Source organism: Nocardia sp. CA-120079, assembly GCF_050955745.1.
Taxonomy (GTDB): Bacteria; Actinomycetota; Actinomycetes; order Mycobacteriales; family Mycobacteriaceae; genus Nocardia.
In genome coordinates, this window is the sequence record NZ_CP192088.1 from 979,713 (window position 1) to 1,003,329 (window position 23,617).

26 protein-coding genes are annotated in these 23,617 nt (G+C 66.7%); 13 read left to right on the top strand and 13 right to left on the bottom strand.

The features are described from left to right. Window positions 1-35: 35 nt before the first annotated feature. Entirely contained in the window at window positions 36-1,031 is a 996-nt protein-coding gene (locus ACQPYR_RS04705; RefSeq protein ID WP_433628041.1) for an MspA family porin, read from the top strand. Window positions 1,032-1,073: 42 nt separating this feature from the next. Here ACQPYR_RS04705 and lppU read toward each other — a convergent pair whose 3' ends face one another. Then, on the bottom strand, window positions 1,074-1,739 hold the full coding sequence (gene lppU / locus ACQPYR_RS04710; protein WP_433628044.1) for an LppU family putative lipoprotein: 666 nt from the start codon (window positions 1,737-1,739) through the stop codon (window positions 1,074-1,076). 292 nt (window positions 1,740-2,031) lie between these two features. Here lppU and ACQPYR_RS04715 point away from each other — a divergent pair, with 292 nt between their 5' ends. Beyond that, on the top strand, window positions 2,032-2,652 hold the full coding sequence (locus ACQPYR_RS04715; protein ID WP_063045382.1) for a hypothetical protein: 621 nt from the start codon (window positions 2,032-2,034) through the stop codon (window positions 2,650-2,652). A 509-nt stretch (window positions 2,653-3,161) separates the two neighbouring features. Here ACQPYR_RS04715 and ACQPYR_RS04720 read toward each other — a convergent pair. Together ACQPYR_RS04720 and ACQPYR_RS04725 are read right to left on the bottom strand one after the other, a co-directional pair. Next, window positions 3,162-3,359 carry a hypothetical protein gene (locus ACQPYR_RS04720; RefSeq protein ID WP_433628047.1) on the bottom strand — a complete coding sequence of 66 codons (198 nt, stop codon included), beginning with the start codon at window positions 3,357-3,359 and terminating at the stop codon, window positions 3,162-3,164. Between the two features lie 127 nt (window positions 3,360-3,486). Continuing rightward, on the bottom strand, window positions 3,487-3,696 hold the full coding sequence (locus tag ACQPYR_RS04725) for a BldC family transcriptional regulator (RefSeq protein ID WP_330250627.1): 210 nt from the start codon (window positions 3,694-3,696) through the stop codon (window positions 3,487-3,489). 210 nt (window positions 3,697-3,906) lie between these two features. On the opposite strand from ACQPYR_RS04725, the gene ACQPYR_RS04730 reads away from it, so the two are divergent. The 5 genes from ACQPYR_RS04730 (at window position 3,907) to ACQPYR_RS04750 (ending at window position 6,707) form a co-directional block, all read left to right on the top strand. Further along, window positions 3,907-4,257, top strand: coding sequence for a DUF4229 domain-containing protein (locus tag ACQPYR_RS04730; RefSeq protein ID WP_433628050.1), 351 nt, complete (start codon window positions 3,907-3,909; stop codon window positions 4,255-4,257). Further along, complete coding sequence (locus ACQPYR_RS04735) at window positions 4,254-5,339, top strand: PLP-dependent cysteine synthase family protein (RefSeq protein ID WP_433628052.1); 1,086 nt, start codon at window positions 4,254-4,256, stop codon at window positions 5,337-5,339. The genes ACQPYR_RS04730 and ACQPYR_RS04735 overlap by 4 nt, the downstream gene beginning before the upstream one ends. Before the next feature lie 104 nt (window positions 5,340-5,443). Further along, window positions 5,444-5,665, top strand: a complete 222-nt coding sequence (locus ACQPYR_RS04740; protein ID WP_040696163.1) for a hypothetical protein — start codon at window positions 5,444-5,446, stop codon at window positions 5,663-5,665. Continuing rightward, entirely contained in the window at window positions 5,665-6,243 is a 579-nt protein-coding gene (locus ACQPYR_RS04745) for a Clp protease N-terminal domain-containing protein (RefSeq protein WP_433628055.1), read from the top strand. Before ACQPYR_RS04740 ends, ACQPYR_RS04745 begins: the two co-directional genes overlap by 1 nt. Window positions 6,244-6,320: 77 nt before the next feature. Further along, on the top strand, window positions 6,321-6,707 hold the full coding sequence (locus ACQPYR_RS04750) for a phage holin family protein (protein ID WP_040696159.1): 387 nt from the start codon (window positions 6,321-6,323) through the stop codon (window positions 6,705-6,707). 149 nt (window positions 6,708-6,856) lie between these two features. Here the strand turns inward: ACQPYR_RS04750 and ACQPYR_RS04755 are convergent, their stop codons facing one another. Together ACQPYR_RS04755 and ACQPYR_RS04760 are read right to left on the bottom strand one after the other, a co-directional pair. Next, on the bottom strand, window positions 6,857-7,729 hold the full coding sequence (locus ACQPYR_RS04755) for a 1,4-dihydroxy-2-naphthoate polyprenyltransferase (RefSeq protein ID WP_433628058.1): 873 nt from the start codon (window positions 7,727-7,729) through the stop codon (window positions 6,857-6,859). Between the two features lie 45 nt (window positions 7,730-7,774). Next, window positions 7,775-8,251 carry an SRPBCC family protein gene (locus tag ACQPYR_RS04760; RefSeq protein WP_433628061.1) on the bottom strand — a complete coding sequence of 159 codons (477 nt, stop codon included), beginning with the start codon at window positions 8,249-8,251 and terminating at the stop codon, window positions 7,775-7,777. A 163-nt stretch (window positions 8,252-8,414) separates the two neighbouring features. Between ACQPYR_RS04760 and ACQPYR_RS04765 the strand changes: the two genes are divergently transcribed. After that, complete coding sequence (locus ACQPYR_RS04765; RefSeq protein WP_433628064.1) at window positions 8,415-11,960, top strand: AfsR/SARP family transcriptional regulator; 3,546 nt, start codon at window positions 8,415-8,417, stop codon at window positions 11,958-11,960. A 24-nt stretch (window positions 11,961-11,984) separates the two neighbouring features. Here the strand turns inward: ACQPYR_RS04765 and ACQPYR_RS04770 are convergent, their stop codons facing one another. From ACQPYR_RS04770 to ACQPYR_RS04790, 5 genes are all read right to left on the bottom strand, one after another. Further along, a complete protein-coding gene (locus tag ACQPYR_RS04770) occupies window positions 11,985-12,824 on the bottom strand; it encodes an ABC transporter permease (protein WP_084509259.1) in 840 nt (279 codons plus the stop codon). Then, the gene (locus tag ACQPYR_RS04775) at window positions 12,821-13,807 is read right to left on the bottom strand and encodes an ATP-binding cassette domain-containing protein (protein ID WP_433628067.1); all 987 of its coding nucleotides are present in this window, start codon (window positions 13,805-13,807) and stop codon (window positions 12,821-12,823) included. The genes ACQPYR_RS04770 and ACQPYR_RS04775 overlap by 4 nt, the downstream gene beginning before the upstream one ends. 275 nt (window positions 13,808-14,082) lie before the next feature. Beyond that, window positions 14,083-15,243: an o-succinylbenzoate--CoA ligase gene (menE, locus tag ACQPYR_RS04780; protein WP_433628070.1), complete on the bottom strand. Its 1,161-nt coding sequence runs from the start codon at window positions 15,241-15,243 to the stop codon at window positions 14,083-14,085. A 356-nt stretch (window positions 15,244-15,599) separates the two neighbouring features. Beyond that, window positions 15,600-15,992, bottom strand: a complete 393-nt coding sequence (locus tag ACQPYR_RS04785; RefSeq protein ID WP_433628073.1) for a VOC family protein — start codon at window positions 15,990-15,992, stop codon at window positions 15,600-15,602. A 1-nt stretch (window position 15,993) separates the two neighbouring features. Further along, window positions 15,994-16,887 (bottom strand): 1,4-dihydroxy-2-naphthoyl-CoA synthase, encoded by an 894-nt coding sequence (locus ACQPYR_RS04790; RefSeq protein ID WP_364472051.1) that lies wholly within the window; start codon window positions 16,885-16,887, stop codon window positions 15,994-15,996. A gap of 125 nt (window positions 16,888-17,012) precedes the next feature. Here ACQPYR_RS04790 and ACQPYR_RS04795 point away from each other — a divergent pair, with 125 nt between their 5' ends. From ACQPYR_RS04795 to menD, 3 genes are all read left to right on the top strand, one after another. Beyond that, window positions 17,013-17,756 (top strand): PaaI family thioesterase, encoded by a 744-nt coding sequence (locus ACQPYR_RS04795; RefSeq protein WP_433628076.1) that lies wholly within the window; start codon window positions 17,013-17,015, stop codon window positions 17,754-17,756. A gap of 154 nt (window positions 17,757-17,910) precedes the next feature. Beyond that, complete coding sequence (locus tag ACQPYR_RS04800) at window positions 17,911-18,354, top strand: DUF6918 family protein (protein WP_433628078.1); 444 nt, start codon at window positions 17,911-17,913, stop codon at window positions 18,352-18,354. A 421-nt stretch (window positions 18,355-18,775) separates the two neighbouring features. Continuing rightward, window positions 18,776-20,419: a 2-succinyl-5-enolpyruvyl-6-hydroxy-3-cyclohexene-1-carboxylic-acid synthase gene (menD, locus tag ACQPYR_RS04805; RefSeq protein ID WP_433628081.1), complete on the top strand. Its 1,644-nt coding sequence runs from the start codon at window positions 18,776-18,778 to the stop codon at window positions 20,417-20,419. 13 nt (window positions 20,420-20,432) lie between these two features. On the opposite strand, the gene ACQPYR_RS04810 is transcribed toward menD, so the two are convergent. Further along, window positions 20,433-20,663 carry a hypothetical protein gene (locus tag ACQPYR_RS04810; protein WP_433628083.1) on the bottom strand — a complete coding sequence of 77 codons (231 nt, stop codon included), beginning with the start codon at window positions 20,661-20,663 and terminating at the stop codon, window positions 20,433-20,435. A 149-nt stretch (window positions 20,664-20,812) separates the two neighbouring features. Continuing rightward, window positions 20,813-21,049, bottom strand: coding sequence for a hypothetical protein (locus tag ACQPYR_RS04815; RefSeq protein WP_433628085.1), 237 nt, complete (start codon window positions 21,047-21,049; stop codon window positions 20,813-20,815). A 177-nt stretch (window positions 21,050-21,226) separates the two neighbouring features. On the opposite strand from ACQPYR_RS04815, the gene ACQPYR_RS04820 reads away from it, so the two are divergent. Then, entirely contained in the window at window positions 21,227-21,805 is a 579-nt protein-coding gene (locus ACQPYR_RS04820; protein WP_433628088.1) for a TIGR03086 family metal-binding protein, read from the top strand. A gap of 59 nt (window positions 21,806-21,864) precedes the next feature. Here the strand turns inward: ACQPYR_RS04820 and ACQPYR_RS04825 are convergent, their stop codons facing one another. Next, window positions 21,865-22,479, bottom strand: a complete 615-nt coding sequence (locus ACQPYR_RS04825; RefSeq protein WP_433628090.1) for a TetR/AcrR family transcriptional regulator C-terminal ligand-binding domain-containing protein — start codon at window positions 22,477-22,479, stop codon at window positions 21,865-21,867. Window positions 22,480-22,561: 82 nt separating this feature from the next. On the opposite strand from ACQPYR_RS04825, the gene ACQPYR_RS04830 reads away from it, so the two are divergent. After that, window positions 22,562-23,596 (top strand): aldo/keto reductase, encoded by a 1,035-nt coding sequence (locus tag ACQPYR_RS04830; protein ID WP_433628093.1) that lies wholly within the window; start codon window positions 22,562-22,564, stop codon window positions 23,594-23,596. The last annotated feature ends 21 nt before the right edge of the window (window positions 23,597-23,617 follow it).

The following is a 23,617-nucleotide window of genomic DNA, read 5'->3' on the forward strand; positions in this document are numbered from 1 at the left end:
CGCTGATGTACATCCGATTCGAAACGGGATCAGATATGCGCCCTCGATTCGTCGTTATCGCGACCGGTGTGGTCGCGGCCGTCGTGGCTGTGTTCGTGTGGCCCGGCGCCGAGCCGAGCCGAGCCCAACCGCCCGGTGCTGACGTATCCGGTGCCGGGATTCATGTGACGACATCGGTGGAGAACGTCAGAGTGGACCCACCGGGCGACCGGATGCCGAACTTCCTCATGACGTTCGCGCATGCTGCGCAGCTATCCGGCAATTACGCGCTGAACGTGGAGGGCGATGGAATAGTGTCCGGCCAGGCCGTTGCGGGGTTCCTCCTCGGCTGCGCGCTCACGCTGGACAACGGCTTCACCGTCGGAATCGATCCGAATCAAGGGCTTTTGGCGAGTATTTCCCCCGAATTCAGCCAGTCGAACGCTGCCGCCAGACTGCCGAGTACGGCAGCGAAGCCGGTGTCCACACCGCAGCCTGCCAGCACCACCTCCCGGAGTTCCGCGCCCACCTCTCACATTGCCGCGACGACCTCCCCGAGTGCCGTGCCCACCTCTCAGAGTGCCGCGACGACCTCCCAGACTGCCGTGCCTACCTCTCAGAGTGCCGCCACGACCTCCCCGAGTGCCGCGACGACCTCCCAGAGTCCTGCGATGACCTCCCAGACTGCCGTGCCTACCTCTCAGAGTGCCGCCACGACCTCCCCGATCGTCGAGCCCACGACTCCGAGCGTGGAGCCCACGACCCCGAGTGCTCCCAGTGCGAGCCTCGGACCGACCGTCGGCGGGACCTTGGGCTTGACAGAGGTCCTGGAAGCCACCTTGGCGCCGGGCCAGATCACCACCGTCACGACAGTGACGACCAACCTGGACAACAAGACCGTGTTCCCGTACCACTTCATTTTCAACAACGCCGCGTTGAACGTCGGCCAATGTGCCTCACCGGTATCGGCCGTCCCCTTCGTCACGGCCACGGTGAGCACCGCGTTGGAGACGGTGCAGACCTCCGCCTACGGCACCCAGTTCACCTTCTGATCCGACTACGGACCCTCGGCGCTCGATGGCCGAATGGTGCACTTACAAGCGGTGCACGCAGACTACGAATTGGCGTTGCTGGTAGACGATTCCGCGGTCACTGGAGGAGCAGACGTTCACGTTTGTGGTGTTCAGTTTGACGTCCATGACGCGGACGGCGTTGGGGACGCCCTTGGTGTTGCAGTCGAGGCGTTTGGGGCCGTCTTTGTTCGGGTCCATGCAGCCGCCGATCACCCAATCGATGTCCATGCAGAGGGCGGCGCGGTTGACGCCGTGCAGGGTGTCGTTGAGGGAGCGGTCGGCGTCGGTCGGGCAGGCGGCATTCACGGGCGCCTTGTCGATGACCTTGTAGTTGGAGGTCGCGCTGCCGCAGGTGGCCTTGCCGAGGGTGGGATTGTCACCGCTGCCGCCGATTTCGACGCAGTCGCCGACCTCGACCTTCAGGCCGCCCGCGATCTTGTCGAAGGTGCTGCGGATGGCGGAGGTGGTCGGCGGGGCCTCGGGGGTGGTCAGCGGCAGCTCGGGGAACGACGGTTCCGACGCGGTGGTCGGCGCGGTGTCGTTCTGGGCCGCGGGCGATGGACTGCTCGTCGTGGACTTGTCGTTGCTGAGCGACATCGCCGCCACCGCCACGACGGCTGCGGCCAGCGCGGTTACAGCTATGAAGACCGTCAAGGTGAGACCCGCACGGACACGTTGACGCGACACCTGTGACGTCCTCCAGGGCTGTTCGAACTCGCGCGCCGAGATACGAAGTTGAAAGTTGCAATGGTGAGAGATCACGTCATGCCTACACCATCCGGTGTGTGCGCGTCGAGTCACCTATTTTCGAGGATAAAAAGGATAATTGTGTGAAATGATCATAGGTCGGATGATGGAATAACAATCGAATAACGATGGCCGTTTGGGGTTTCCCAAATGCCGTGCGAGGCAACAAGCTACGTGGCGCTAGACGCGTCAACCGGCTACCGGGGCCGGTGCTTGTCAGAAGGAAACCTTGATGAAGTTCGGCACGTTCGCCGTCACTCTCGTGTCCATCGCCGCCGTGGGAATCGCGGCGGGAACCGCGAATGCGAAGCCAGCGGAAGTTGCCAAAGAGGTGTCGGCCTCCGGCGTCGAGCAGGGAATCGGTTACCACACAGTGGCTTCCGAAATCTCGGATGGGCACCGGGATCGCGTTCTGACCACCGAGGTCGACAGCGGCAAGTTCGAACTCGCCGACAACGGCACCAAGGTCTTGCTGAAGTCCGATGCCGGCGCCGTGGTGACGGAAGTCCCCTTGACTTACGAGCTCTCCGGCACGAAGGTCGCGGTCGACCAGACGATCTCCGATAACGGCCGAACCCTCGCTCTCACACCGAAATTGAGCGCCAAGAACATCGGCGAGATGCAGCCGGTCAATTCCATGGCCCGCCTGACCGACGAAATCAACAAGAACATCGTCGGCGTGGTCCTCGGCGGCGTCCTGGGCCTCATCATCGGCGCCATTGTCGGCGTCTTCTTCTTCAGCATCATCACCGGCCCGATCGGCGCGGTAATCGGCGCGATCGCCGGCGGCTACATCATGGGCGGCCAGTCGTTCATGGACGCCCTCATGGCCGTCATCAACGGCGAGCCGTGATCGTTTGAGCTCTCGCATCCCTGGCGACTACTTCGCACAGCTCGACCTAGCGCGAAGTAGTCGCTGAGGTGCGTGAACGCCACTGCTGGTGCGCGAGTGGGGATTCGGCCGACCGGACTGAAGCGCGGGGGCGAACGGTACGTGCAGAGCGTGCCCCCCGGTCTTGGATGACATGGATTTCCGCGACCTCGTGGATCGACGCGAAGGCCGAGACCGATTTCGCTTCGGTATCCGGGGAAGTGCTGAGGCGCGACCGCCGTTGCCCGTGAGCGATGTGATCGCCGAACTCGGTTCGCCGGCCGGCCTGGCATCCGATACGGCGACTTCCTGTTCGGCGCGGCCGGAAGGCACAGCTCGGCGATCGGCCGGGCCGAGGCCTACTCATGGCATGCGCGCCGGTTCGGTGCACGTCCAGGCGCAATTGATCATCGAGGCAGCAAATAAGCCGCGGTCACTGCGGTTGCGCGGTAGAGGTCTCCCGGAAACCTCCTGGTGAACCGACCGAACGCTCAGCGCTCGGCAGACCCATCACCGTCGCGATGCTGACGCGAAAGGCGCCAGAGGAATTCGGGGTCGTCGTCGGGCCCCATGATGCGCTTGCGCTGCGGCGAACGCGTGGGCGGTCCGGCTGTCTTCTCGGGGCCGAACGCCTTCCAGCACAACACCGCGACTGCCACGACTGCGATGAGTGCCAACAGGTACGTCACGTCGCTCACCTCCTGCTAACGAGGGTAGTCGCGTGCGTAGCCTTCGAACACTGCAGACACGAAATTGGTGGGTGCGGGCCCCTAGACAGGAAGATCGAACTCACAGCTACAGGCCCGCGGACCAGGCTCAGCGTGCGGTGGCCTCGGTGGTGAGCGACCGGAGCAGCTGAAGTACTTCGGATTCGCGGAACCGGCGATGCCCGCCCGGTGTGCGCAGTGATCCCAGGCGCCCGGCGTGGGCCCAGCGGGTAACGGTCTTCGGATCGACGTGGAACATGGCGGCGACTTGGCCCGGTGTGAGCAGGGTGTCCTGGCCGCCGACGGTGATCGCAGTCATAGCAAACCTCTCCGTTCTCGACAGTTCCCTCATCAGATGGCGCCATCGTTGCACTGCGACCCCTAGGTACTCGAACCACCTACAGTTGGTAAAGGGGAAGTAATAGACAAAACGGATATGAGCCCTGGTCAGGCGCAGTCGGACGTAGTTCGCCTCTTCGACCGGAGGTATCGCCGAGAGTGGGCCATGGCGTCGCATAGGCTGGACGACGTGAGTGACGCAACGCCACCGAAGGGTGAACCCGCACAGCAAACCGCTGGCGTCGGCGCGCGGCTGGCCCGCAATCTGGCGCTGTACACGCTCGCCAGGCTGGCGCTGGTCGTCGTCATCGCCGCAGCGATCATCGGCATCGCCCGGCTCGTCTCGGTGGATGTCCCGTGGTTGGTCGCCGCGCTGTTCGCGTTGATCATCGCGATGCCGCTGTCGCTGACGCTGTTCAAGAAATTGCGTGCTCGGGTCAACGAGGACATCGCGGTCGTCGATGCGAAGCGTCGCCAGGACAAGGCGCAACTGCGTGCCCGGCTGCGTGGTGACGACGACCCGACCGGTGCTGCCTCGTGAAGTACTGCGATCGCAGTACGCCACGCGGCTGGGTCGACAATGCCGTGCGACTCATCGAGGCCGACACCCAGCGCAGCGCCGACACCCATCTGATCCGGTACCCGCTGCCCGCCGCCTGGCAGGTCCAGCTGTATCTGAAGGACGAGTCGACCCATATCACCGGCAGCCTCAAGCATCGGCTGGCGCGGTCGTTGTTCCTGTACGCGATCTGCAACGGCTGGGTCACCGAGGGCACCACGGTGGTCGAGGCGTCATCCGGTTCGACCGCGGTCAGCGAGGCGTATTTCGCCAAATTGCTCGGCCTGGATTTCGTCGCGGTGATGCCGGCGAGTACCTCGCCGCAGAAGATCGAGCTGATCGAAGCCCAGGGCGGCCGTTGCCATTTCGTGCAGCGTGCACCGGATATGTACACCGAGGCGGCGCGGCTGGCCGCCGAATGCGGCGGCCACTTCATGGATCAGTTCACCCATGCCGAGCGTGCCACCGACTGGCGCGGCAATAACAACATCGCCGAATCCATCTTCCAGCAAATGGAATTGGAGGCGCATCCGGTGCCGGACTGGATCGTGGTCGGCGCGGGTACCGGCGGCACCAGTGCCACCATCGGCCGCTATATCCGCTATCACCGCTACCCGTCGAAACTGGCCGTGGTCGACCCGGAGAACTCCGCGTTCTACGGCGGCTACGAAACCGCCGATGCCGGATATCAGACCGGAATGCCCTCACGCATAGAGGGAATCGGTCGACCGCGGGTCGAGCCGTCGTTCATAGGTCAGGTGGTGGACCGGATGATCGAGGTGCCCGATGTCGCATCGATCGCCACCGCCCGGCTCGCGAGCCGGGTAATCGGCCGCCGCGTGGGCGGCTCCACCGGAACCAATCTGTGGGGTGCGTTCGCGCTCGTCGCCGAAATGATCTCCGCTGGTCGTTCCGGCAGCGTGGTGACGCTGCTCTGTGACGGCGGAGATCGTTACGCCGGAACGTATTTCGATGACTCATGGGTCGAGGGACAGGGCATGAACCTCACCGAACCCGCCGCGATTCTGGAGAAGTTCGCCGCGACCGGAATCTGGTCCGGCTAGTAAGCGATATCGCAACCCCGGCCGCAGCGCCGGGGGTTTCTCTTGCGGCGAATCTCGTCAATTTTCGTTGACAACCGCGGAGTTCGTCAATCAAAATTGACGACATGACTGAAGCAACCACACTGGCGGCCGCCGCAGGTAGTCCGGACCCCAAGGTCGGGCTGCGCGCGGTGCTCGCACTGCGTCGGCTGCTCGAACGGCTGGAGGCGATCCAGGTGACCAATGCCCGCGAACAGGGCTGGTCCTGGCAGGCGATCGCGGAGGCGCTCGAGGTCAGCAAGCAGGCGGTGCACCAGAAATACAACCGGAGAGGCGGGAACCGCTGATGTTCGAACGGTTCAGCAGGTCGGCGCGGACGGCGATCGTCATCGCTCAGGAAGACGCGCGCGAACTGCGCGCACCCAAGATCGGGGTGGAGCATGTCCTGCTCGGTCTGTTGGCACAGGGCGAGCCGGAATTGAAGACACTGCTCGAGGAAGCGGGGCTCACCCACCGAGCGGTGCTCGATTCCCTCGGCCAAGAGGTTAAATGCCAGCCGCTCGGTGCGGAGGACGCCGAGGCGCTGCGCTCGATCGGCATCGATCTGGATGCGGTGCGCGAGAGCCTCGAGGCCACCTTCGGCGAGGATGCGCTGGAACGGGCCGTGCCCGAGGAGCGATCCCGATTCGGCCGGGGCCGCGATCGGAACTGGGGCCACATCCCGTTTACCAGGGAAGCCAAGAAGGTGTTGGAGCTGGGACTGCGCGAAGCACTGGCCCGTAAGGACAGATCCATCGAATCCGGGCACCTGCTGCTCGGCATTCTGCGCGCGCCCAATGCGACCACCACCCGCATCCTCGGCGGTTCGGAAGCGATCGATGCGCTCCGGCCGAAGGTGCACGCGCTGCTCGACCGTGCCGCGTGAGGGGTCGGGCATGTGTGCGCCGCTCGATTCACGTCTTGTGGCAACACATGCCCGCCCGTCGGGCCTAGCATCAAGCCATGCAGCTTCTGATTCGCTTGATCATCAACGCCGTTGCCATCTGGCTGGCGGCAGCATGGGTCGACAAGATCGAGATTTGGAGTCCCGAGGACAAGGGCAATGGCGGCAAAGTCATTGTCATCCTGGCCGTCGCCGTGGTCTTCACCGTGGTGAACGCGCTGGTCAAGCCGATCGTGAAACTTCTATCGTTGCCGCTGGTCATCGTTACCCTCGGCCTGTTTCTGCTGGTGATCAACGCGCTGATGTTGTGGCTCACCGCGAAGATCACCGAGACCACCGACTACGGCCTGCGTATCGACGGCTTCTGGGCAGCGGTGTGGGGCGGCATCATTGTCGCGGTGGTCAACTGGATCCTCGGCGTCCTGGTTCCGGACGGCGACGACTAGCAGTTTCCTGGCGCGCTCACGGCTCGTTCGAAGGCGGAATGGGTCCGAGCGTGCGTTCTTTGCGCGAACGAGGCGGAGATTGCCGAATTCGGCCGGAAAGTGCACGCTCGGATCCGCCGGTGCCGACTGGGTGCCGCGCTTCGCGGTCCCTATCCTGCGATACCCAGCGCCAGTGCGGTAACCGCCGACCATGCCAACAGCGCCAATCCCGAATCGCGGAGCGCCGGAATCAATTCCAGCCCACCCTTGCCGGAGCGCACCGGTGCATTGGCGCGCACCGCCAGTGGCACGGCGACCAGTCCGACCAGTGCCCACGGCGTGCGGACGACCAACAGCAGCGTCGCGATGAACGGCACGGCGAGCAGCGCCAGGTGCAGTGTGCGAGTCCGCGGATCGCCGAGTTTGACCGCGAGGGTGACCTTCCCGGATTCGGTATCGGTCGGGATATCGCGCAGGTTATTGGCGACCAGCACCGCGCTGGAGAACGCTCCGACCCCGATCGCCAGCACCAGGCCCGCCCATTCGATCCGCTCGGCCTGCACGAATTCGGTGCCGAGCACCCCGATCAGACCGAAGAAGACGAAGACCGCGAGCTCACCGAACCCGCTGTAGCCATAGGGTTTGCTGCCGCCGGTGTAGAACCAGGCACCGGCCAGGCAGGCCGCGCCGACCAGCAGCAACCACCACGCCGTCGCGATGACGAGCACCAGCCCGAAGACCGCGCCGATGGCCAGGCTGATGATCGCGGCATTCTTGACCGCGGCGGGCGAGGCGAGCTGCTGCCCGACCAGCCGCAGCGGACCGACCCGCACGTCATCGGTGCCGCGGATGCCGTCGGAGTAGTCGTTGGCGTAATTCACCCCGATGATCAGGGCCAGCGAAACCAGCAGCGCGAGAACCGCTTTCCACCACACCGCGCCATCGATGGAGGCGGCGGCGCCGGTTCCGGCGAGGACAGGGGCGATCGCGTTCGGCAGGGTACGGGGCCGTGCGCCCTCGATCCATTGCGCTGCAGTAGCCATGTTCGCAGCCTAATGCGCGGCCGCGGTTCGGTCCGCTCGGGCGGTTCAGTTGGCCTCGGCGGCCGTCTTCAGTCGGTCCAGGCCCTTTTCGAAGTCCTTGCCGATCATATTGTCGATCGGGAACACCTTCCCGAGCACGCCCATCAGGCCCTTGTGCTCGCCTCTCATCCGCCAGACCACCTCGGTGCGGGGTTCTCCTCCTTCGAGGGCCGAGACCGGGTTCAGCTCGAAGGTCGTCTTATTGGTGGCCTTGAACGGCTTCTCGAAGGCCAGCCGGATACCGATTTCCCGGTCGTCACTGGAGGTGATCTCCATGTTGCCGCGACCGGCCTTGCGGTTGCCGTCCCAGGCGTACTGGGCGCCGACGCCGGCGTCCGGCCCGGAGTACTTCCGCTGCAGTTGCGGATCGACGTCCTCCCATGGCGACCACTTGGTCCACTCGTGGAAGTTATCGATCAACCCATGAATGCGCGCGGGCTCGGCCGTGATGACAGCCTGCCGAACGATTTCGAACTCAGCCATGCGCACAGCGTAGGCGACCTACCGGTCCGAACAGGGGCGAAAAACCATGTCAGCCCGGCAAGCAGGATTCGATTGCGGCACTCCCGGGTCCCTCCGTGGTCACGCTGCGCTACCGTCTCCGGGCCCGTCGCTCGCGCCGGGGCTCGCATACGATAACCACGGAATGTTTCCCGATCAGAGCGGCCCGAACGGCCGAAGTCAAACCCTGACGACGCCCGCAGGCGAATCGGTCGTAGTGGCCCTGCTGGGCGAAATCGCGCTACGCCGAAACGGCACGCTCGCAGCGCTACCCGGGGCACGCTCGCGACTGCTGCTCGCCGCGCTGGCCCTGCGGCCCGGCCGCAGCCGCAGTGCCCAGGCGCTGATCGATGAGGTGTGGGGTGAGCAGCCGCCGCGCGCGCCGATGAACGCGCTGCACACCCAGGTGTCGCGACTGCGCGCGGCGCTGCCGGATGCGGCGCTGGAGATCGGTCCGGCGGGCTACCGTCTCACGCTGACCGCTGATCAGGTCGATTTGACTCTCGCGGACGACCTGGTGCGCGCGGCCCGCGCCAAACAGGGCGACGGCGACCATGCCGGATGTCTAGAGGTGTTGACCCAGGCCAGATCGCTCTGGCGCGGCGAGCCCGGTGCCGACCTACCCGCAGGCGACCTCGCCGACGAATTGCGCGCCGCGGCCGCGCACCGCTGGTCCGAACTGGAGGCGATCGAGGTCGCCGCCCGGGTCGCCGGCGGTGATCTCGACGGTGCGGTGGCGATCACAAGCCGAACCGCGGCCGCCAAACCGCTCGACGAGGCCGCGCACGCCACCTTGATGCGGTTGCTCGCCGCAGCCGGTCGGCCCAACGAAGCACTCGATGTCTTCGCATCTATCCGTGGCCGACTCGTCGAAGAACTCGGCGCGGATCCGGGGCCGGTGCTGGTCGAGCTGAATACCGCGATCCTGCGGGGTGATCCGGTGCCGGGATTCGCATCGCGGACCGATCATGGCAAGCCGACGCCAGCCGTGAATTCGGTCACACCAGCTGATCCGACCGTATCGGCCGCGGTAGCGGATTCGGCCGTACGGGATTCCGCGGCGCGAGACGCGACGGCACTGGATTCGATTGGACGAGTTTCGGATACGGCCGCTGCCGTGCCGCCGAGTGCCCGCTCCGCGATCGGCCTGCGCGCGGCTCCCAATGCCCTGCTCGGACGCGCCGCCGATCTGGACGCGCTCGAGCAACTGCTGCACCGCTCCCGGGTGACGACCGTTCTCGGCCCCGGCGGCACCGGAAAGACCAGGGTGGCCAACGAATTGGGCGCACGGGTCGCGCACAGCGAATCCGTGGTGCTGGTCGAGCTGGCGTCGGTGCGCGCCGATCCGGCCGCCGACGCAGATCCGCGCGCAGATATCGAGGCCGCGATCAGCACCACGCTCGGTCTCGGCGAGATCGTCCGGGAGACGGCGTGGCGGCGCTCCACCGGCTACAGCGATGCCGGTCGCCGACTGCGCGATGCGCTCGCCGCCCGCCCGACGCTATTGATCCTGGACAACTGCGAGCATCTGATCGACGCGGTCGCCGAAGTGGTCGCCGATCTGGTCGGCAGCTGCGACCAGCTCAGCGTGCTCACCACCAGCCGAGCGCCGCTGGCGATCACCGCGGAAACGGTTTATCCGCTGGCGCCCTTGGCGATCGACGCGGCCGGATCGCCCGCCACCGAACTGTTCATGGCCAGAGCGCGAGCGGTGCGGCCGACCGTCCGTCTGGATCCCGAGGTGGTGGCCAGGCTGTGCACCACACTCGACGGGCTGCCGCTGGCCATCGAACTCGCGGCCGCCCGGGTGCGGACCATGAGCGTCGAGGAAATCGAAACCCGCCTGGAACACCGATTCGCCTTGCTGCGCAGCGGAGATCGCTCCTCGCCGGAACGTCATCGCACCTTGCACGCGGTGATCGCATGGAGCTGGAATCTGCTCGAAGAGCCGCAACAGATCGCCTTGCGCAGGCTGTGCCGCTTTCCGGCCGGGTTCACCCTCGATGCCGCCGAAGTGGTGGCGGGCGGCCCGGATGTCGACGATGTGGCCACGGCCGTGGACGGACTGGTCGGCCAGTCCCTGCTGACCGTCCTGGACGACGATGAGGGCCTGATCGGCACCCGCTACCGAATGCTGGAAACCGTTCGCGAATTCGGGGAGGAACAGCTCGCGCTGACCGGATCCGATGCGGCGGCGGGTATTTCGGGAGCGGTCGACGAGCGCCCCGTGGTGATGGATCGGATGTCGCGCTGGGCCCGTGATTATTCGATCGCGACGGTGCACCGTTATCTGTCCGACGAGCAGGTGGCCACCGTGCTCTCGGTCGGCGCGGAGCTCGACAACCTGGTTGCGGTGCTGCGATATGCGTTGGAGCGCAGGGACGCCCGCACGGTGTACCGGGTCTTCCCCGTGGCCGGCACGCTATGGGTGATGCGCGGCGCGCATATGGAGCTGAGCGGTTGGGCGCGCCGGATTCTGACCCTGCCGCCCGAACCCGGTCCGGTGCGCGGTCCGGTCGCCGACCTGCAGATGCTCGCGCACCTGCAGATCGGCATGCACGTCGTGTTCCTCGGCGCCGACCCGCGCGAGGTGGCGACCACGCGGGCCAGGATCCGTCGATTGCTCAGCACCGCAATCGATCTCAATGGTGGAGCGCGCTTTCTCGGCGCGATGGCCTGCGGGAATGCCTCGGGCTCGGACACGCCGAGGCAGTTCGCGGACGGCGCGCGGTCGCCGGACCCCGTGGTGCGCGGCGCGGCGGTGTTCATGCGCGCGAATATCCGGGAGAACGCGGGCGATGTCTACGGCTCCAACCGGGACGCGAAGGCTGCCTTGCAACTGATCGAGGGCCGCGATGTCTGGGGCACGGCGATGGTCACCCAGCACCTCGGGCAGCTCGCCGGACAGACGGCGCACTATGCCGATGCGGTGGGGTACTACCGTCGGGCGGCGGAGCTGTTGCGGGAGTTGCGCGCCCACGAAGAAGCCGTCGAAATGTCCAGTTATCTCGCGGTGTCGTTGATCGGCGCGGGCCGGCTAGACGAGGCGCGGCGGGAGTTGGGCTTCGCGCTCGGCGCCGCGGATGGCGATCCGGCGCACGGTACGCCGATCGATGACCCACACATCCGACGTAACCACCGTCTGGCGCCGGTCGTCGTCGGAATGGCGGAACTCGAACTGGCCGAGGGCGATATCGACACCGGGCTGCGCTATTACCGGCGGGCCCTGGATCTGCACGGCTGGCCCGATGACGCCCCGATGGTCGGCCCGGGCATTCTGGTGACCGCGAGCGGGGCCGTGGACGCGTACGTGCTGCACGGACGGGCGGCGGAGGCCGCCGATATCGCGTGGACGCTGCTGCGCCTCGCGGCCGGTCGGCTCGGGCAGTTCCCCGACCTGCCGCAGATCGGGGCGGTCGGCAACGCCGTCGGAACATTCTGTCTCGCGGTCGGCCGCGATTCGGAGGTCGGCTTGGAGTTGCTCTCGCTGTCTACCAAAGTGCTGGGGCGACAGGATAGTCCGTCGGCCGAATTGCGGCGGCATGCGGCACTGCACCGAACAACGGTGGGGGACGAACGCTTCGACGAAGCACTGACCCGCGCCGCAGGCATGCGTCGGCGGCAAGCGGCGGACAGGATCCTCGAACTCCTGCAGGAACTGTCCTGCGACAACGAAAATCGCGGTGGGTGACGCACCCACCGCGATTTCCGTGCATCATGCCCGGCGCATGTACGCCTTGATGCTCAGCGGCGCGAAGATCGCGATCACGATCACCGAGCCGATCAGCGACCAGGCCAGATCGCTGCCGTAGACATTGCCGTTCATCAGTGCTCGGGCCGCATTCACCATGTAGTACACGGGATTCACGTGATTGAGCCCCTGCATCCAGCCCGGCATGGTGCTCACCTGAGCGAACGCGCCGGACATGAAGGTCAGCGGGAACATCACCATCATCGAAATGCCCTGCACGCCTGCGGCACTCTTACCGGTGACGCCGACCAGCGCCCAGATCCAGCTCACCGCGAACGAGCAGACCACGATGACCAGACCGGCCACCACGACACCGGCCACACCGCCCTCGGGCCGGTAGCCGATGGCCAGGCCGACCACGATGGTCAGCGTCGTCGCCAGTGCGTAGCGCACCATGTCGGCGATCAACGCACCCGCCAGCACCGAAATGCGGGCGATGGGCAGGGATTTGAACCGGTCGAAGACGCCCTTGTCCATATCCTCGCGCAACTGGGTGCCGGTGACGACCGAGGTCAGGATCACGGTCTGCACCAGAATGCCCGGAATCAGGACCGGCAGGTAATTCGACACGCTCCCGCCGATCGCCCCGCCGAAGATGTAGGCGAACAGCGCGGTGAACAGGATCGGCTGAATCGTCACATCGAACAGTTGCTCGGGATTGTGCTTGATTTTCAGGATGCCCCGGTAGGCCATGGTGAGTGAGGTCGACACGGTCTGTTGCAAGCTGATCTTATTGCTGACCTCGGGAATCGAGGTCGGTGCCGCATGCCGCGCTGCGGTGCTTTCGGCGGTGATGGTCGTCATGCCGCGCTCCGTTCCGAATCGTTGTCGTCGGCCGGGTGGCCGGTGATGGTGAGGAAGACCTCGTCGAGGCTGGGTTTGGTGACGGTGATCTCGTCGATCGCGATCTCCCACTCGCGCAGGCGGATCAGCAGATCGGCGGTCATGCCCGCGTCCGCGAGCGGCGCGGTGAGCCGACCGGCCTCCGGCGTGATCTGGGCGTCGACGCCGAGGAAGTCACCGACCACCCGGCGGGCCTCCTCGAGCTGGGCCCGGTCGACCAGGGTCAGATGCAGTGAGGAGCCGCCGACCGAGGCCTTGAGTTCGTCGGCGGTGCCGTCGGCGATCACCTTGCCGTGGTCGATGACGGCGATCCGGTCCGCGAGCTGATCGGCCTCGTCCAGGTACTGCGTGGTGAGCAGTACCGTCGCGCCCTCGCGGACCAGGCGGCGGATGGTCTCCCACATCTGGGCGCGGGTGCGCGGATCGAGGCCGGTCGTCGGCTCGTCCAGGAACAGCAGCGGCGGTGTCGCGATCAGGCTGGCGGCCAGATCGAGACGGCGTCGCATACCGCCGGAGAAGTTCTTCAACGGCTTGTTCGCCGCCTCGGTGAGGTCGAACTCCTCCAGCAGTTCGACCGACTTGCGCCTGGCATCGATCTTGCTGAGGCCGAGCAGGCGGGAGAAGATGATCAGATTTTCGGCGGCCGTCAGGTCCTCGTCGACCGAGGCGTACTGCCCGGTGACGCCGACCAGCGACCGGACCGCCGTCGGTTCCGCGACGACGTCATGGCCGAAGATGCGGGCGCTGCCGCCGTCCGGGCGCAACAGGGTGGCCAACATGCGGATGGTCGTGGTCTTGCCCGCGCCGTTCGGCCCGAGCACGCCGTAGACCGAGCCCTGCGGAACCGCCAGGCTCACACCGTCGACGGCGCGCTGTTCCCCGAACACCTTGACCAGGCTGTCCGCCTCGACGGCGAGCGCTGAAGTGGGTGTGTAAGAAGTCATGCACAAGACTTTGGGGCCCGTGCCTTGCATGGTCCTTGCACCGCGGTGTCGCCGCACTCTTGCACCCACTTGCGAGTCCGGGCGACCGCAGCGATATCAATTGAACTGTGGTGCCACAGAGCCATCTTGGGCGATGCGGTGGGCCATGCGCGCCGGGCGTCGCGGCTGCGCGGGCGTCCCGCGCCCCCTCGCAGCGGTACGGTGCCCGGCTCGCGCCCTTGATAGCAATTGTCGGCAGCAGCTGGGTGCGGCGGATTCTGGCGGGGGACCGGCCGTCAGTGCGTCGACTCCGCGAGTAGGTGTTCGCGGAGTTTGGCGCGGTCCGGCTTGCCGGGGCCGCGCAGCGGAAGCTCGTCCAGCAGCGCCAGCTCGCGCGGTGCGGCGATGGAATCGAGTTCGCGCACGACGTGATCGCGCAGTTCCTCGAGGGTCGGGGTGGCACCGGGGGCGGGGACCACCGCGACCGCGACCCGCTGGCCGAGCCGATCGTCGGGCAGACCGAGCACCACGCATTCGCTGATGGCGGGATGCGTGATGAGCACGGCTTCGACGACCTGCGGGATAACGAGCAGACCGCCGGTCGTGATGGCCTCGTCGAGCCGTCCGCTGATGCTGAGCACGCCGTTCTCATAGGTGCCCGCGTCCTCGGTGCGGAACCAGCCGGGTTCGGCGAACGCGGGATGGTCGGGCTGGCCGCGGTAGCCGATGGCGATCATCGCGCCGCCGAGCAGCACGCGACCGTCCTCGATGCGAATCTCGGTGCCGTCGAGCGGAACTCCGTCGTACACACAGCCACCGCAGGTTTCGCTCATGCCGTAGGTGCGAACGACGTTGATACCGGCCGCTTTCGCGCGTTCGTAGACCGGTGCCGGAGTGGCAGCCCCGCCGACGAGCACGCCGTCCAACTGGGCAAGTGCTGCCGCGGCGGTGGGTGCCTCCAGCGCCTTGATGAGCTGGGTCGGCACCAGCGCGGTATAGCGGCGCTCACCGCGCATACCGGAGATCGCGCCGGCCAGCGCCTCGGGGAGGAAGCCGCCGGAAACGTCGAGCACACTGGGTTCGGTGCCGGCCAGAATGCTGCGCAGCAACACCTGAATGCCCGCGATGTGATGGGTCGGCAGGGCCAGCAGCCAGGTGCCGGGACCACCGAGTCGATCGTGTGTCGCGGTCCCGCTGGCCCGCAGCGCGGCAGAGCTGAGCATGGCGCCCTTCGGCATACCGGTGGTGCCGGAGGTGGTCACGACCAGTGCCGCCTCGTCATCGATCAGTTCGCCGGGCGAGAGTGCATCGCTCAGTCGCCGGGCCTCCCGACGGTCACTGGTCGGAATCGGCAACCACGCGGGGCCGTTGCCCTCCAACACTTCTCGCAAATGCGGCATGACATCGCCGAGCCCGGATCCGCTCGGCATCGGCAGCGTCCGCAGGGTGCGACTCATGATTTCGCCCCCGTCATGCGCGACCGCACCTCGCTGGTGCTCGGCGCCGTCGTGCGCAGGCGCGCTGTGTTCATGGTTCGCTCGCTGCGCTCCCTCACGAGTCTGATCGTGTCATGTCGACACGACCGCGCGCGGCAGGGGTCGGTTTGCTGGGGCGGCGCGCTGGGGGTTCGGCCGCGTCAGGGGAAAAGAAGTCGGGTACGCCGGACATCGAGACTGCGATTCACTCGGAGGACGGTACTCAGCGGTGCTCACCCGGACGTCGGCGGTCGGGCGGTCATCCGTGGTTATCGTCCTCGCCGGGGTCGGCATTGGCAACTCGAGCCGGACCGGCCGCGCCGCCGCTGTCGGCGTGATCAGTCCGGTGACCAGCGCGAATCCCGCCGGATCGGATGCTCGGCGGGAACTTCGACCAGAACGATCGGCACACCGTCGGGATCGCGCACCCACATTTCGATCAGTCCCCACGGCTCGCGCACCGGCTCGCGCTCGATGCGGATCCCCTTCAGCGCAAGCTCCGCCGCCGCGTCCGAAATGTCGCGAACCTGCAGCCAGAGCGCGCCTTCGAAGGTGGTCGATTTGCCCGATCCGCCGTGCGCGGCCACCTCGACCAGCGACTGTCCAGCGAAGAAAACCGTGCCGCCCGGATACTCGCGCGCGATGGCCAAGCCGAGTCCGTCGCGGTAGAACGCGAGGGTTATCTGGTAGTCGGCGGGCCGCAGGATGACCCGGCTGCTGAGGATGTCCATGTCAGAAGTACCAGGGGTAGGGGGTCCAGTCCGGCTTGCGCTTTTCCAGGAAGGCGTCGCGGCCTTCGACCGCCTCATCGGTCATATACGCCATCCGGGTGGCCTCGCCCGCGAAGAGCTGCTGACCGACCAGACCGTCGTCGAGCAGATTGAACGCGTACTTCAACATGCGCTGGGCCTGCGGGGATTTGCCGTTGATATCGGCGGTCCACTCCAGTGCGACATTTTCCAGTTCGGCGTGATCGACGACCTTGTTCACCGCGCCCATCTGATGCATTTCCTCGGCGGTGTAGGGGCGGCCGAGGAAGAAGATTTCCCGCGCGAATTTCTGGCCGACCATTTTCGCGAGATAGGCGCTGCCGTAACCGCCGTCGAAGCTGCCGACATCGGCGTCGGTCTGCTTGAACCTGGCGTGCTCGCGGCTGGCCAGGGTCAGATCGCAGACCACGTGCAGACTGTGCCCGCCGCCCGCGGCCCAGCCGTTGACCAGCGCGATGACCACCTTCGGCATGAACCGGATCAGCCGCTGCACCTCGAGGATGTGCAGGCGGCCCGCGCGCGCCTGGTCGACCGTGTCCGCGGTCTCGCCATCGGCGTACTGGTAGCCGCTGCGGCCGCGAATGCGCTGGTCGCCGCCCGAGCAGAAGGCCCAGCCGCCGTCCTTGGGGCTGGGACCGTTGCCGGTGAGCAGCACCGCGCCGACGTCCGGGGTCATCCTGGCGTGATCGAGCGCGCGATAGAGCTCGTCGACCGTGTGCGGGCGGAACGCATTGCGCACCTCCGGCCGATCGAAGGCCACCCGGACGGTGCCCTGCTCGATATGCCGGTGATAGGTGATGTCGGTCAGGTTCTCGAACCCCGGAACGGGCCGCCACAGCTTCGGATTGAACGTCACCCCAGTGATTATTGCTCCCACCGATGTTTCGGATGCCAGCGACTTCCATGCGAACTTCTACGGTGCGGATTCCATTACTCGACGGTACGACTTGACGGTGTATAACAACGCGATACCGTGCAAGCATGGAGAGAGCATCGCGGAGCGATTCGATGAGGGGCGGCGGTCGGGCGGCGGGTGGGCGTGCGGCAGTGAAACGGGTTCCAGAGCAGGTCGTCGGGCGGTCCGGTCCGCGTATCGACAACAGCGCGGTGGACGAATCCCGGTACGAGAAGCACGGCGGCTTCCCCAAGGTCTCCCGCGCGCGAGTCGGCGCCGACTTCGGCCCGTTCGTCGAGGCCATGCGCACACTGCAGGATCTGGTCGTCTCCGTGGACGCCCCCGACGAGATCTACGGCGCGGCACTCGACCGGACGCGCGAACTCATCGATCTGCTCGAGCCGTATCGCGCACCCGAACTGCAGGGCCCGGCGGGCCGCGCGGTCGAATTGCCCGGGCGCGGCAGCCTTTTGCTGCTGCCGTGGCAGGTGATCGAGGCCGGACCCGACGGCATCGTGATGACCGGTGAATTCCGTCGCTTCCATCTCGGCGGCAACGGCGCGGCACACGGCGGCGTGCTCCCACTGCTCTTCGACGATCTGCTCGGCATGATCGTGCATTACGCCGGAAGGCCGATCAGCCGCACCGCCTATCTCCATGTGAACTACCGCAAAATCACACCGTTGCAGACACCGCTGACCGTGCGGGGGCGCGTCGATCGCATCGAAGGGCGCAAAACGTACATAACCGCGGAACTGGCCGATGAGCAGGGCAATGTCCTCGCCGATTGTGAAGGATTGATGGTCCAATTGCTGCCATGGCAGCCGTAGGCGGGGCTCCGCATCCGCTCGCCAAGCGCAAGAGACTGACGGCGGACTTCGTCCGGCTGCGCCCATTAGCGGACGAGTGCCGTGTGACTCTGCGCACCAGTGCGTATAGTGACGTGCGCTCGTTCATCGACATCGATCCCGGAGGAACCTGAAAGTGGTTGCAGCACTGTCTGAATCCCTGCTCGACGACGCAAAGCGCACGGCCTTCCTTGCCGATGCCAAGGAGGTTCTGGATGCCGAGGTCTCGGACAAGGGTGGTGCGTCGGGCCTGGCCGTCAAGGGTGGCTACGCGGCGGTCAAGAAGATCAGCCCGTCCATCGTGCCGGACGCGCTGGAGTCCTTGGCGCCCAAGCTCGTCTCGCAGCTGGAGCCGTTCTGGCAGGAATACGCGGCGACGGGGTCCGGCCAGTTCGCCGACCTGCTGGTCGCCAAGTCGGACGAGGTCGCCGAGGCATTGCTCGCGGTGACCGACGCGCGTGCCGACGCCTCGACGCGTCCGGCGCTGAAGAAGGTCTACTCGTCGATGCGTTCCTCGGCCAAGAAGAACGTCATCGAGGCCCTGCCGCGGCTGGGCGACCTCGTGCAGCGGCACGCCTGAGGCTGTGTTGGATTTGCCGCGCCTTCGGCGCGGCGTGTTCGCGGCCCCCTGGTGTCTCGCGTCCGAGCCGTCGAGACTCGCGACTTCGTCGCATGCGCTTCGACGGCTCGGACGCGAGACGGGCCGCGAACGGGTCGCTCGTAAGACTCGCTCCGTGGTGGTTGCCTCGGGCAGTGACGTTGCGCGACATATCGATTCGCTGTGCTCACGCGGATCATCGATATGCGGCGCATGCCAGCCGCCCGCGTCCGGTGGTGGACGCGGGCGGCAAAATCCCAGTGTCGAACACGGGTGTGTGTGAGGGAGCGCAGCGAACCAACGGCGCAGCACCTTCTGGGCACAATGGTGCCGAGCGCTAGCTAGGTGCCATTGTGAGCAGGGTGACGAAGACGTCGAAGCAACTGTCTGAGAGGCTGGAGATGTGAATCCGTCTACCGCACAGGCGCAAGTGGTCGTTGACGAGCTCGCGCGCGGGGGTGTGCGGGACGTCGTTCTGTGCCCGGGGTCGAGAAACGCGCCCCTGGCATTCGCACTGCAGGCGGCTGATGCGGCAGGCCGACTCCGCCTGCATATGCGCATCGACGAGCGAACCGCGGGCTTTCTGGCCATCGGACTCGCCATCGCCAGTCGACTGCCGGTGCCGGTCGTGATGACCTCGGGTACCGCGGTAGCAAATCTCGGCCCCGCCGTGCTGGAGGCGAACTACGCCCGCGTACCGCTGGTGGTGCTGAGCGCCAACCGGCCCTACGAGATGCTCGGTTCCGGCGCCAATCAGACCGTCGAGCAGTTCGGGCTGTTCGGTACCCAGGTCCGTGCCTCGATCAGCCTCGGACTCGCCGAGGAAGAGTCGGACACCGATGGCGGCGTGCCGTACGGCCAGCAGAACAGTCAATGGCGTTCGGCCGTCTGCCGGGTACTCGCGGCGGCCCGTGGCACCCGTTCCGGCAATGCCGGGCCGGTGCATTTCGATATTCCGCTGCGCGAGCCGCTGGTGCCGGATCACACGCCGGACGAGTGGGCGCCGCAGGGCCGCCCCGGCGGCGAGGCGTGGACGTGCACCCGGTACGCGACGCTCGATGTGCCGCTCGACCTCGACCTGACGCCCGATACGGTCGTCATCTCCGGCCACGGCGCAGGCTTGCGGCCGGAACTGGCCGAGCTGCCGACAGTGGCCGAGCCCACGGCCCCGATGCACGGTCCGGCCCTGCATCCGCTGGCCCTGCCGCTGCTGAAGCCGCGGCAGGCGATCATCACCGGGCGGCCGACGCTGCATCGCCAGGTCGCGAAGGTGCTCGCGGATCCGGCCGTGACCGTCTATGCGCTCACCACCGGTCCGCGCTGGCCCGATGTCTCCGGCAATGTGGTCGGCACCGGAACCCGGGCGGTGACCACGGGTGCGCCGAGTGCGGACTGGCTCGCGTACTGCCGCGAACTCGATGCGAAGGCCGTGCAGGTCGTTCGCGCCGAACTGGCCAACCACCCGAAGCCGACCGGACTGCACGTCGCCGCGGTGGTGATGGACGCGTTGCGCGAGGGCGATCAGCTGCTGCTCGGGGCGTCCAATCCGGTGCGTGACGCGGCCCTGGTCTCGCCGCCGCGGCCGGGTGTCCGAGTGCTGTCCAATCGTGGCGTGGCCGGTATCGACGGCACCGTTTCCACGGCCGTCGGCGCGGCGCTGCACCACACCGGCCGCACCATCGCGCTGATCGGTGACCTCACCTTCCTACACGACGCCTCCGGCCTGCTCATCGGCCGCGGCGAACCCCGCCCCGCCGATCTGACCATCGTGGTCGCCAACGACGACGGTGGCGGCATCTTCGAACTGCTGGAACAGGGCGATCCGCAGTACGCCGGTGTTTTCGAGCGCGTCTTCGGTACGCCGCACGGAATGGATTTGGCCGCGTTGTGTGCCGCCTACCGGATTCCGCACAAGCAGGTCGATACCGAGCAGTTGGTGGTCGAGTTGGCCGGGCACGCGCACGGGTTGCGGGTGCTCGAAGTCGCGACCGAGCGTTCCAGTCTGCGCGAGTTGCACGCGACGGTGCGGGCCAAGATCGCGCCGTAAGCCGACGGGCCGATCAGTACTCCGGCTCGGAATCGCGATCGTCGTCGAGCGGCACCGGGATCGACTGTTCCACGACATCGGCCGGATTGGCATCGAAGGCATCTCGATCGACCGCTGCCGCGAGCTCGCGGTCGGAGCTTTCGTCGGTGTCATCGACGATCTCAGGGTAGGCGGGGACGTTCTGCTCGACGTAGTCGGCTTCCGAAACCGCGTCGATGGTGCGGGACGTGCTTGGATCGGTCATCGTTCATTCCTCTCCGCGCGTGCTTTTCGGCTGGGTACCCGATACTCTGCCGAGCGAACTCCAGGTGCTGCGGGAATCACAGCGCAGGCGGACAACCAGTCCAACACTGTTGAGAATGCTCCTAGTCCGGCCGCGCGGCAACCCACCTGCTACTCGCCGTCGACCGGACTCGAACCATTCGCCGGGAATTCGACGAGCGCCAATGTGCGCCCCGCCATGAACCGCGCCGTCCGCACCGCGACGCCCGTTCGCGTCACTTCGCTGACCTCGACCACGCCGCGCGCGATGCGCACCTCGACCTTGCGCCCGGCCCGCGTCGCGACCACTTCATAACTGCGAGACCCGTCGCCGAAATCGACGACGATCTCCACCCGATCACCCTTCATCTACCAATTCTCCGCTTTTCCAGCACCTTTCGCCGCTACGACTTGGTTGCGATGAGCGGCGGCGGGAAGCCTCGCAATGCGGCGGACCTAACCGGATGGGGTCGGGATCGCGGCACCGATGAATTCCGATGGAGCGCGCCGTCTGAATCGTTGACGTCCGTTGCCGAGGAGGCCCCGATGCACCCGAATTTCGATCTCGAACCCGCCGCCGCCGCCCTGGAGGCGGTGGTCGGCACCATCACCGACGATCAGCTCAGCGCTCCGACACCCTGCACCGATACCAGCGTGCGCGACCTGCTCGCCCACGTCATCGGACTCACCGAGGCATTCCGGCAGGCCGCGACCAAGGAAGCGGTCGGCCGCTCGGTCGCGCCCGCCGTCGGCCCAGATAGCGCCCTGCCCCCGGACTGGCGTTCCCGCATCCCGGCCCAATTGAAGGCGCTGGTCGAGGCCTGGCGCGATCCGGCGGCGTGGGACGGTGATACCGAAGCGGGCGGCGTATCCGCCCCGGCGCTCGTCATGGCCGCGATCGCGCTGGACGAAATCGTTATCCACAGTTGGGATCTCGCCCGCGCTACCGATCAGCAACTGACAGTCGACCCGGCGCACCTGATCGTCCTGCTCGAATTCCTCAGGGACACACCACCGGAGGGCACCCCGGGCATGTTCGGCCCGGTCGTCCAAGTCCCCGACACCGCCCCGCCCCTGGACCGCATCGTCGGCCTCACCGGCCGCGTCCCCTCCTGGGCCCGCTGATCACCTGCGGCCCAGACCGAGCTTGCGCGCGATACGGGCCATCAGCTGAGACATCTTGTTCATGACTTCGTGAAGATGCCCGCTGTCGCGGCTCGAGTGGCGGCTGCGGCGGCGGTGCGGGCGGCCGCGTCGTCGATCGGGTCGCCGCTGGCGAGGAGGCGGTAGTAGAGGGGGGCCGAGACGGCGGTCAGGACGGCGCGGGCGTCGGTGTCCTCGGGGATCTCGCCGCGCGTGATGGCGGCGTCGATGCAGGGGGTCCATTCGGTGAGGCGGATGTCGTAGAAGCGGCGTAGGGCGGCTGCGGCGGTTTCGTCGCAGGTGGCTGCGGCGATGACGGCCTGGAAGAGCTTGCCTTGGCGGGGGTCGGTGAGGGTTTCGGCGACCAGGCGGGCGTTGGCGGTGAGATCGCCGAGTAGGGAGCCGGTATCCGCGTGTGGCAGCGACTGTTCGGCCATATCGACGAGCAGGTCGGCGACGAGTCCGGTGGAGTTGCGCCAGCGGCGGTAGGCCGTGGTCTTGCCGACCTCGGCGCGCGCAGCGACCTCGGTCAGATCCAGGTGTGCGAAACCGCGCTCGGCGAGTAGATCACCCGCCGCCTGCAGCACGGCCTCGCGAACGCGCGCGGTGCGTCCACCGGGGCGAACCGAGCCGGGGATGGCATCGTCAGACTCCATAACGGAACTCCAGTTTCATTTGTGACCTGATGGGTGTATGGTTCGAATCGTTAACGGAACTATAGACCCTTTAGGAGTCATCATGGAGTACCGGCGGCTCGGCGCCTCAGGTCTGCTCGTCCCGGCGCTGAGTTTCGGCGCGGGCACCTTCGGCGGGCGGGGCGAACTGTTCAGCGCGTGGGGCGATACCGATGCGGAGCAGGCGCGCCGACTGGTCGATATCAGCCTGGATGCGGGCGTCACCATGTTCGATACCGCCGATGTCTATTCCGACGGCGCCTCCGAGGAAGTGCTCGGCGCGGCCATCAAGGGCAGGCGTGACCAACTGCTGCTGTCCACCAAGGCGAGCCTGCCGACCGGTCCCGGCCCATTCGATGCGGGTTCCGGCCGTTGGCGCCTGATCAAGGCGGTCGAGGGTGCGCTGCGCAGACTCGGCACGGACCACATCGACCTGTTCCAACTGCACGCCTTCGACGCGCACACTCCGGTCGAGGAAGTCCTTGCGGCACTGGACGATCTGGTGCGCGCGGGCAAGATCCGCTACCTCGGTGCCTCCAACTTCGCGGGCTGGCAGCTGATGAAATCCCTTGCCGCGGCGGACCGCTACGGCCTGACCCGCTACGTCGCCCACCAGGTCTACTACTCGCTCGTCGGCCGCGACTACGAATGGGAGCTCATGCCGCTCGGCCTGGACCAGGGTGTCGGCGCGGTGGTGTGGAGCCCGCTCGGCTGGGGCCGGTTGACCGGGAAAATCCGCCGCGGCCAACCACTTCCGGAGGGCAGCCGGCTGCATCGCACCGCCGAGGCAGGTCCACCGGTCGATGACGACAAGCTCTACGACGTGGTCGACGTCCTCGACGAGCTCGCCGCGGAGACCGGTAAGACCGTCCCGCAGATCGCCCTCAACTGGCTGCTGCGCCGGCCAACGGTGTCGACCGTCATCGTCGGCGCACGCAATGCGGAGCAGCTGCGCCAGAACCTCGGCGCAGTCGGCTGGGAACTCGATGCCGAGCAGATCGCGCGCCTCGACAAGGCAGGCGCGACTACCCCGGCGTACCCCTACTACCCGTACTACCGGCTGCCGGACTTTGCGCGGCTGAGTGCTCCCGCGGTGTGAGGGGGATCAGCCACGGCGCCC

Bases quoted from the DNA above. Each gene is read 5' to 3' on its own strand.
- ACQPYR_RS04740 (WP_040696163.1), top strand. From the start codon at position 5,444: ATGACTGAAGCAACCACACTGGCGGCCGCCGCAGGTAGTCCGGACCCC.
- ACQPYR_RS04795 (WP_433628076.1), top strand. From the start codon at position 17,013: ATGGAGAGAGCATCGCGGAGCGATTCGATGAGGGGCGGCGGTCGGGCG.
- ACQPYR_RS04820 (WP_433628088.1), top strand. From the start codon at position 21,227: ATGCACCCGAATTTCGATCTCGAACCCGCCGCCGCCGCCCTGGAGGCG.
- ACQPYR_RS04770 (WP_084509259.1), bottom strand. From the start codon at position 12,824: ATGACGACCATCACCGCCGAAAGCACCGCAGCGCGGCATGCGGCACCG.
- ACQPYR_RS04815 (WP_433628085.1), bottom strand. From the start codon at position 21,049: ATGAAGGGTGATCGGGTGGAGATCGTCGTCGATTTCGGCGACGGGTCT.
- ACQPYR_RS04760 (WP_433628061.1), bottom strand. From the start codon at position 8,251: ATGGCTGAGTTCGAAATCGTTCGGCAGGCTGTCATCACGGCCGAGCCC.
- ACQPYR_RS04830 (WP_433628093.1), top strand. From the start codon at position 22,562: ATGGAGTACCGGCGGCTCGGCGCCTCAGGTCTGCTCGTCCCGGCGCTG.
- ACQPYR_RS04750 (WP_040696159.1), top strand. From the start codon at position 6,321: ATGCAGCTTCTGATTCGCTTGATCATCAACGCCGTTGCCATCTGGCTG.
- ACQPYR_RS04775 (WP_433628067.1), bottom strand. From the start codon at position 13,807: ATGACTTCTTACACACCCACTTCAGCGCTCGCCGTCGAGGCGGACAGC.
- ACQPYR_RS04755 (WP_433628058.1), bottom strand. From the start codon at position 7,729: ATGGCTACTGCAGCGCAATGGATCGAGGGCGCACGGCCCCGTACCCTG.
- ACQPYR_RS04715 (WP_063045382.1), top strand. From the start codon at position 2,032: ATGAAGTTCGGCACGTTCGCCGTCACTCTCGTGTCCATCGCCGCCGTG.
- ACQPYR_RS04725 (WP_330250627.1), bottom strand. From the start codon at position 3,696: ATGACTGCGATCACCGTCGGCGGCCAGGACACCCTGCTCACACCGGGC.
- ACQPYR_RS04745 (WP_433628055.1), top strand. From the start codon at position 5,665: ATGTTCGAACGGTTCAGCAGGTCGGCGCGGACGGCGATCGTCATCGCT.
- ACQPYR_RS04705 (WP_433628041.1), top strand. From the start codon at position 36: ATGCGCCCTCGATTCGTCGTTATCGCGACCGGTGTGGTCGCGGCCGTC.
- menE (WP_433628070.1), bottom strand. From the start codon at position 15,243: ATGAGTCGCACCCTGCGGACGCTGCCGATGCCGAGCGGATCCGGGCTC.
- ACQPYR_RS04810 (WP_433628083.1), bottom strand. From the start codon at position 20,663: ATGACCGATCCAAGCACGTCCCGCACCATCGACGCGGTTTCGGAAGCC.
- ACQPYR_RS04825 (WP_433628090.1), bottom strand. From the start codon at position 22,479: ATGGAGTCTGACGATGCCATCCCCGGCTCGGTTCGCCCCGGTGGACGC.
- ACQPYR_RS04785 (WP_433628073.1), bottom strand. From the start codon at position 15,992: ATGGACATCCTCAGCAGCCGGGTCATCCTGCGGCCCGCCGACTACCAG.
- ACQPYR_RS04765 (WP_433628064.1), top strand. From the start codon at position 8,415: ATGTTTCCCGATCAGAGCGGCCCGAACGGCCGAAGTCAAACCCTGACG.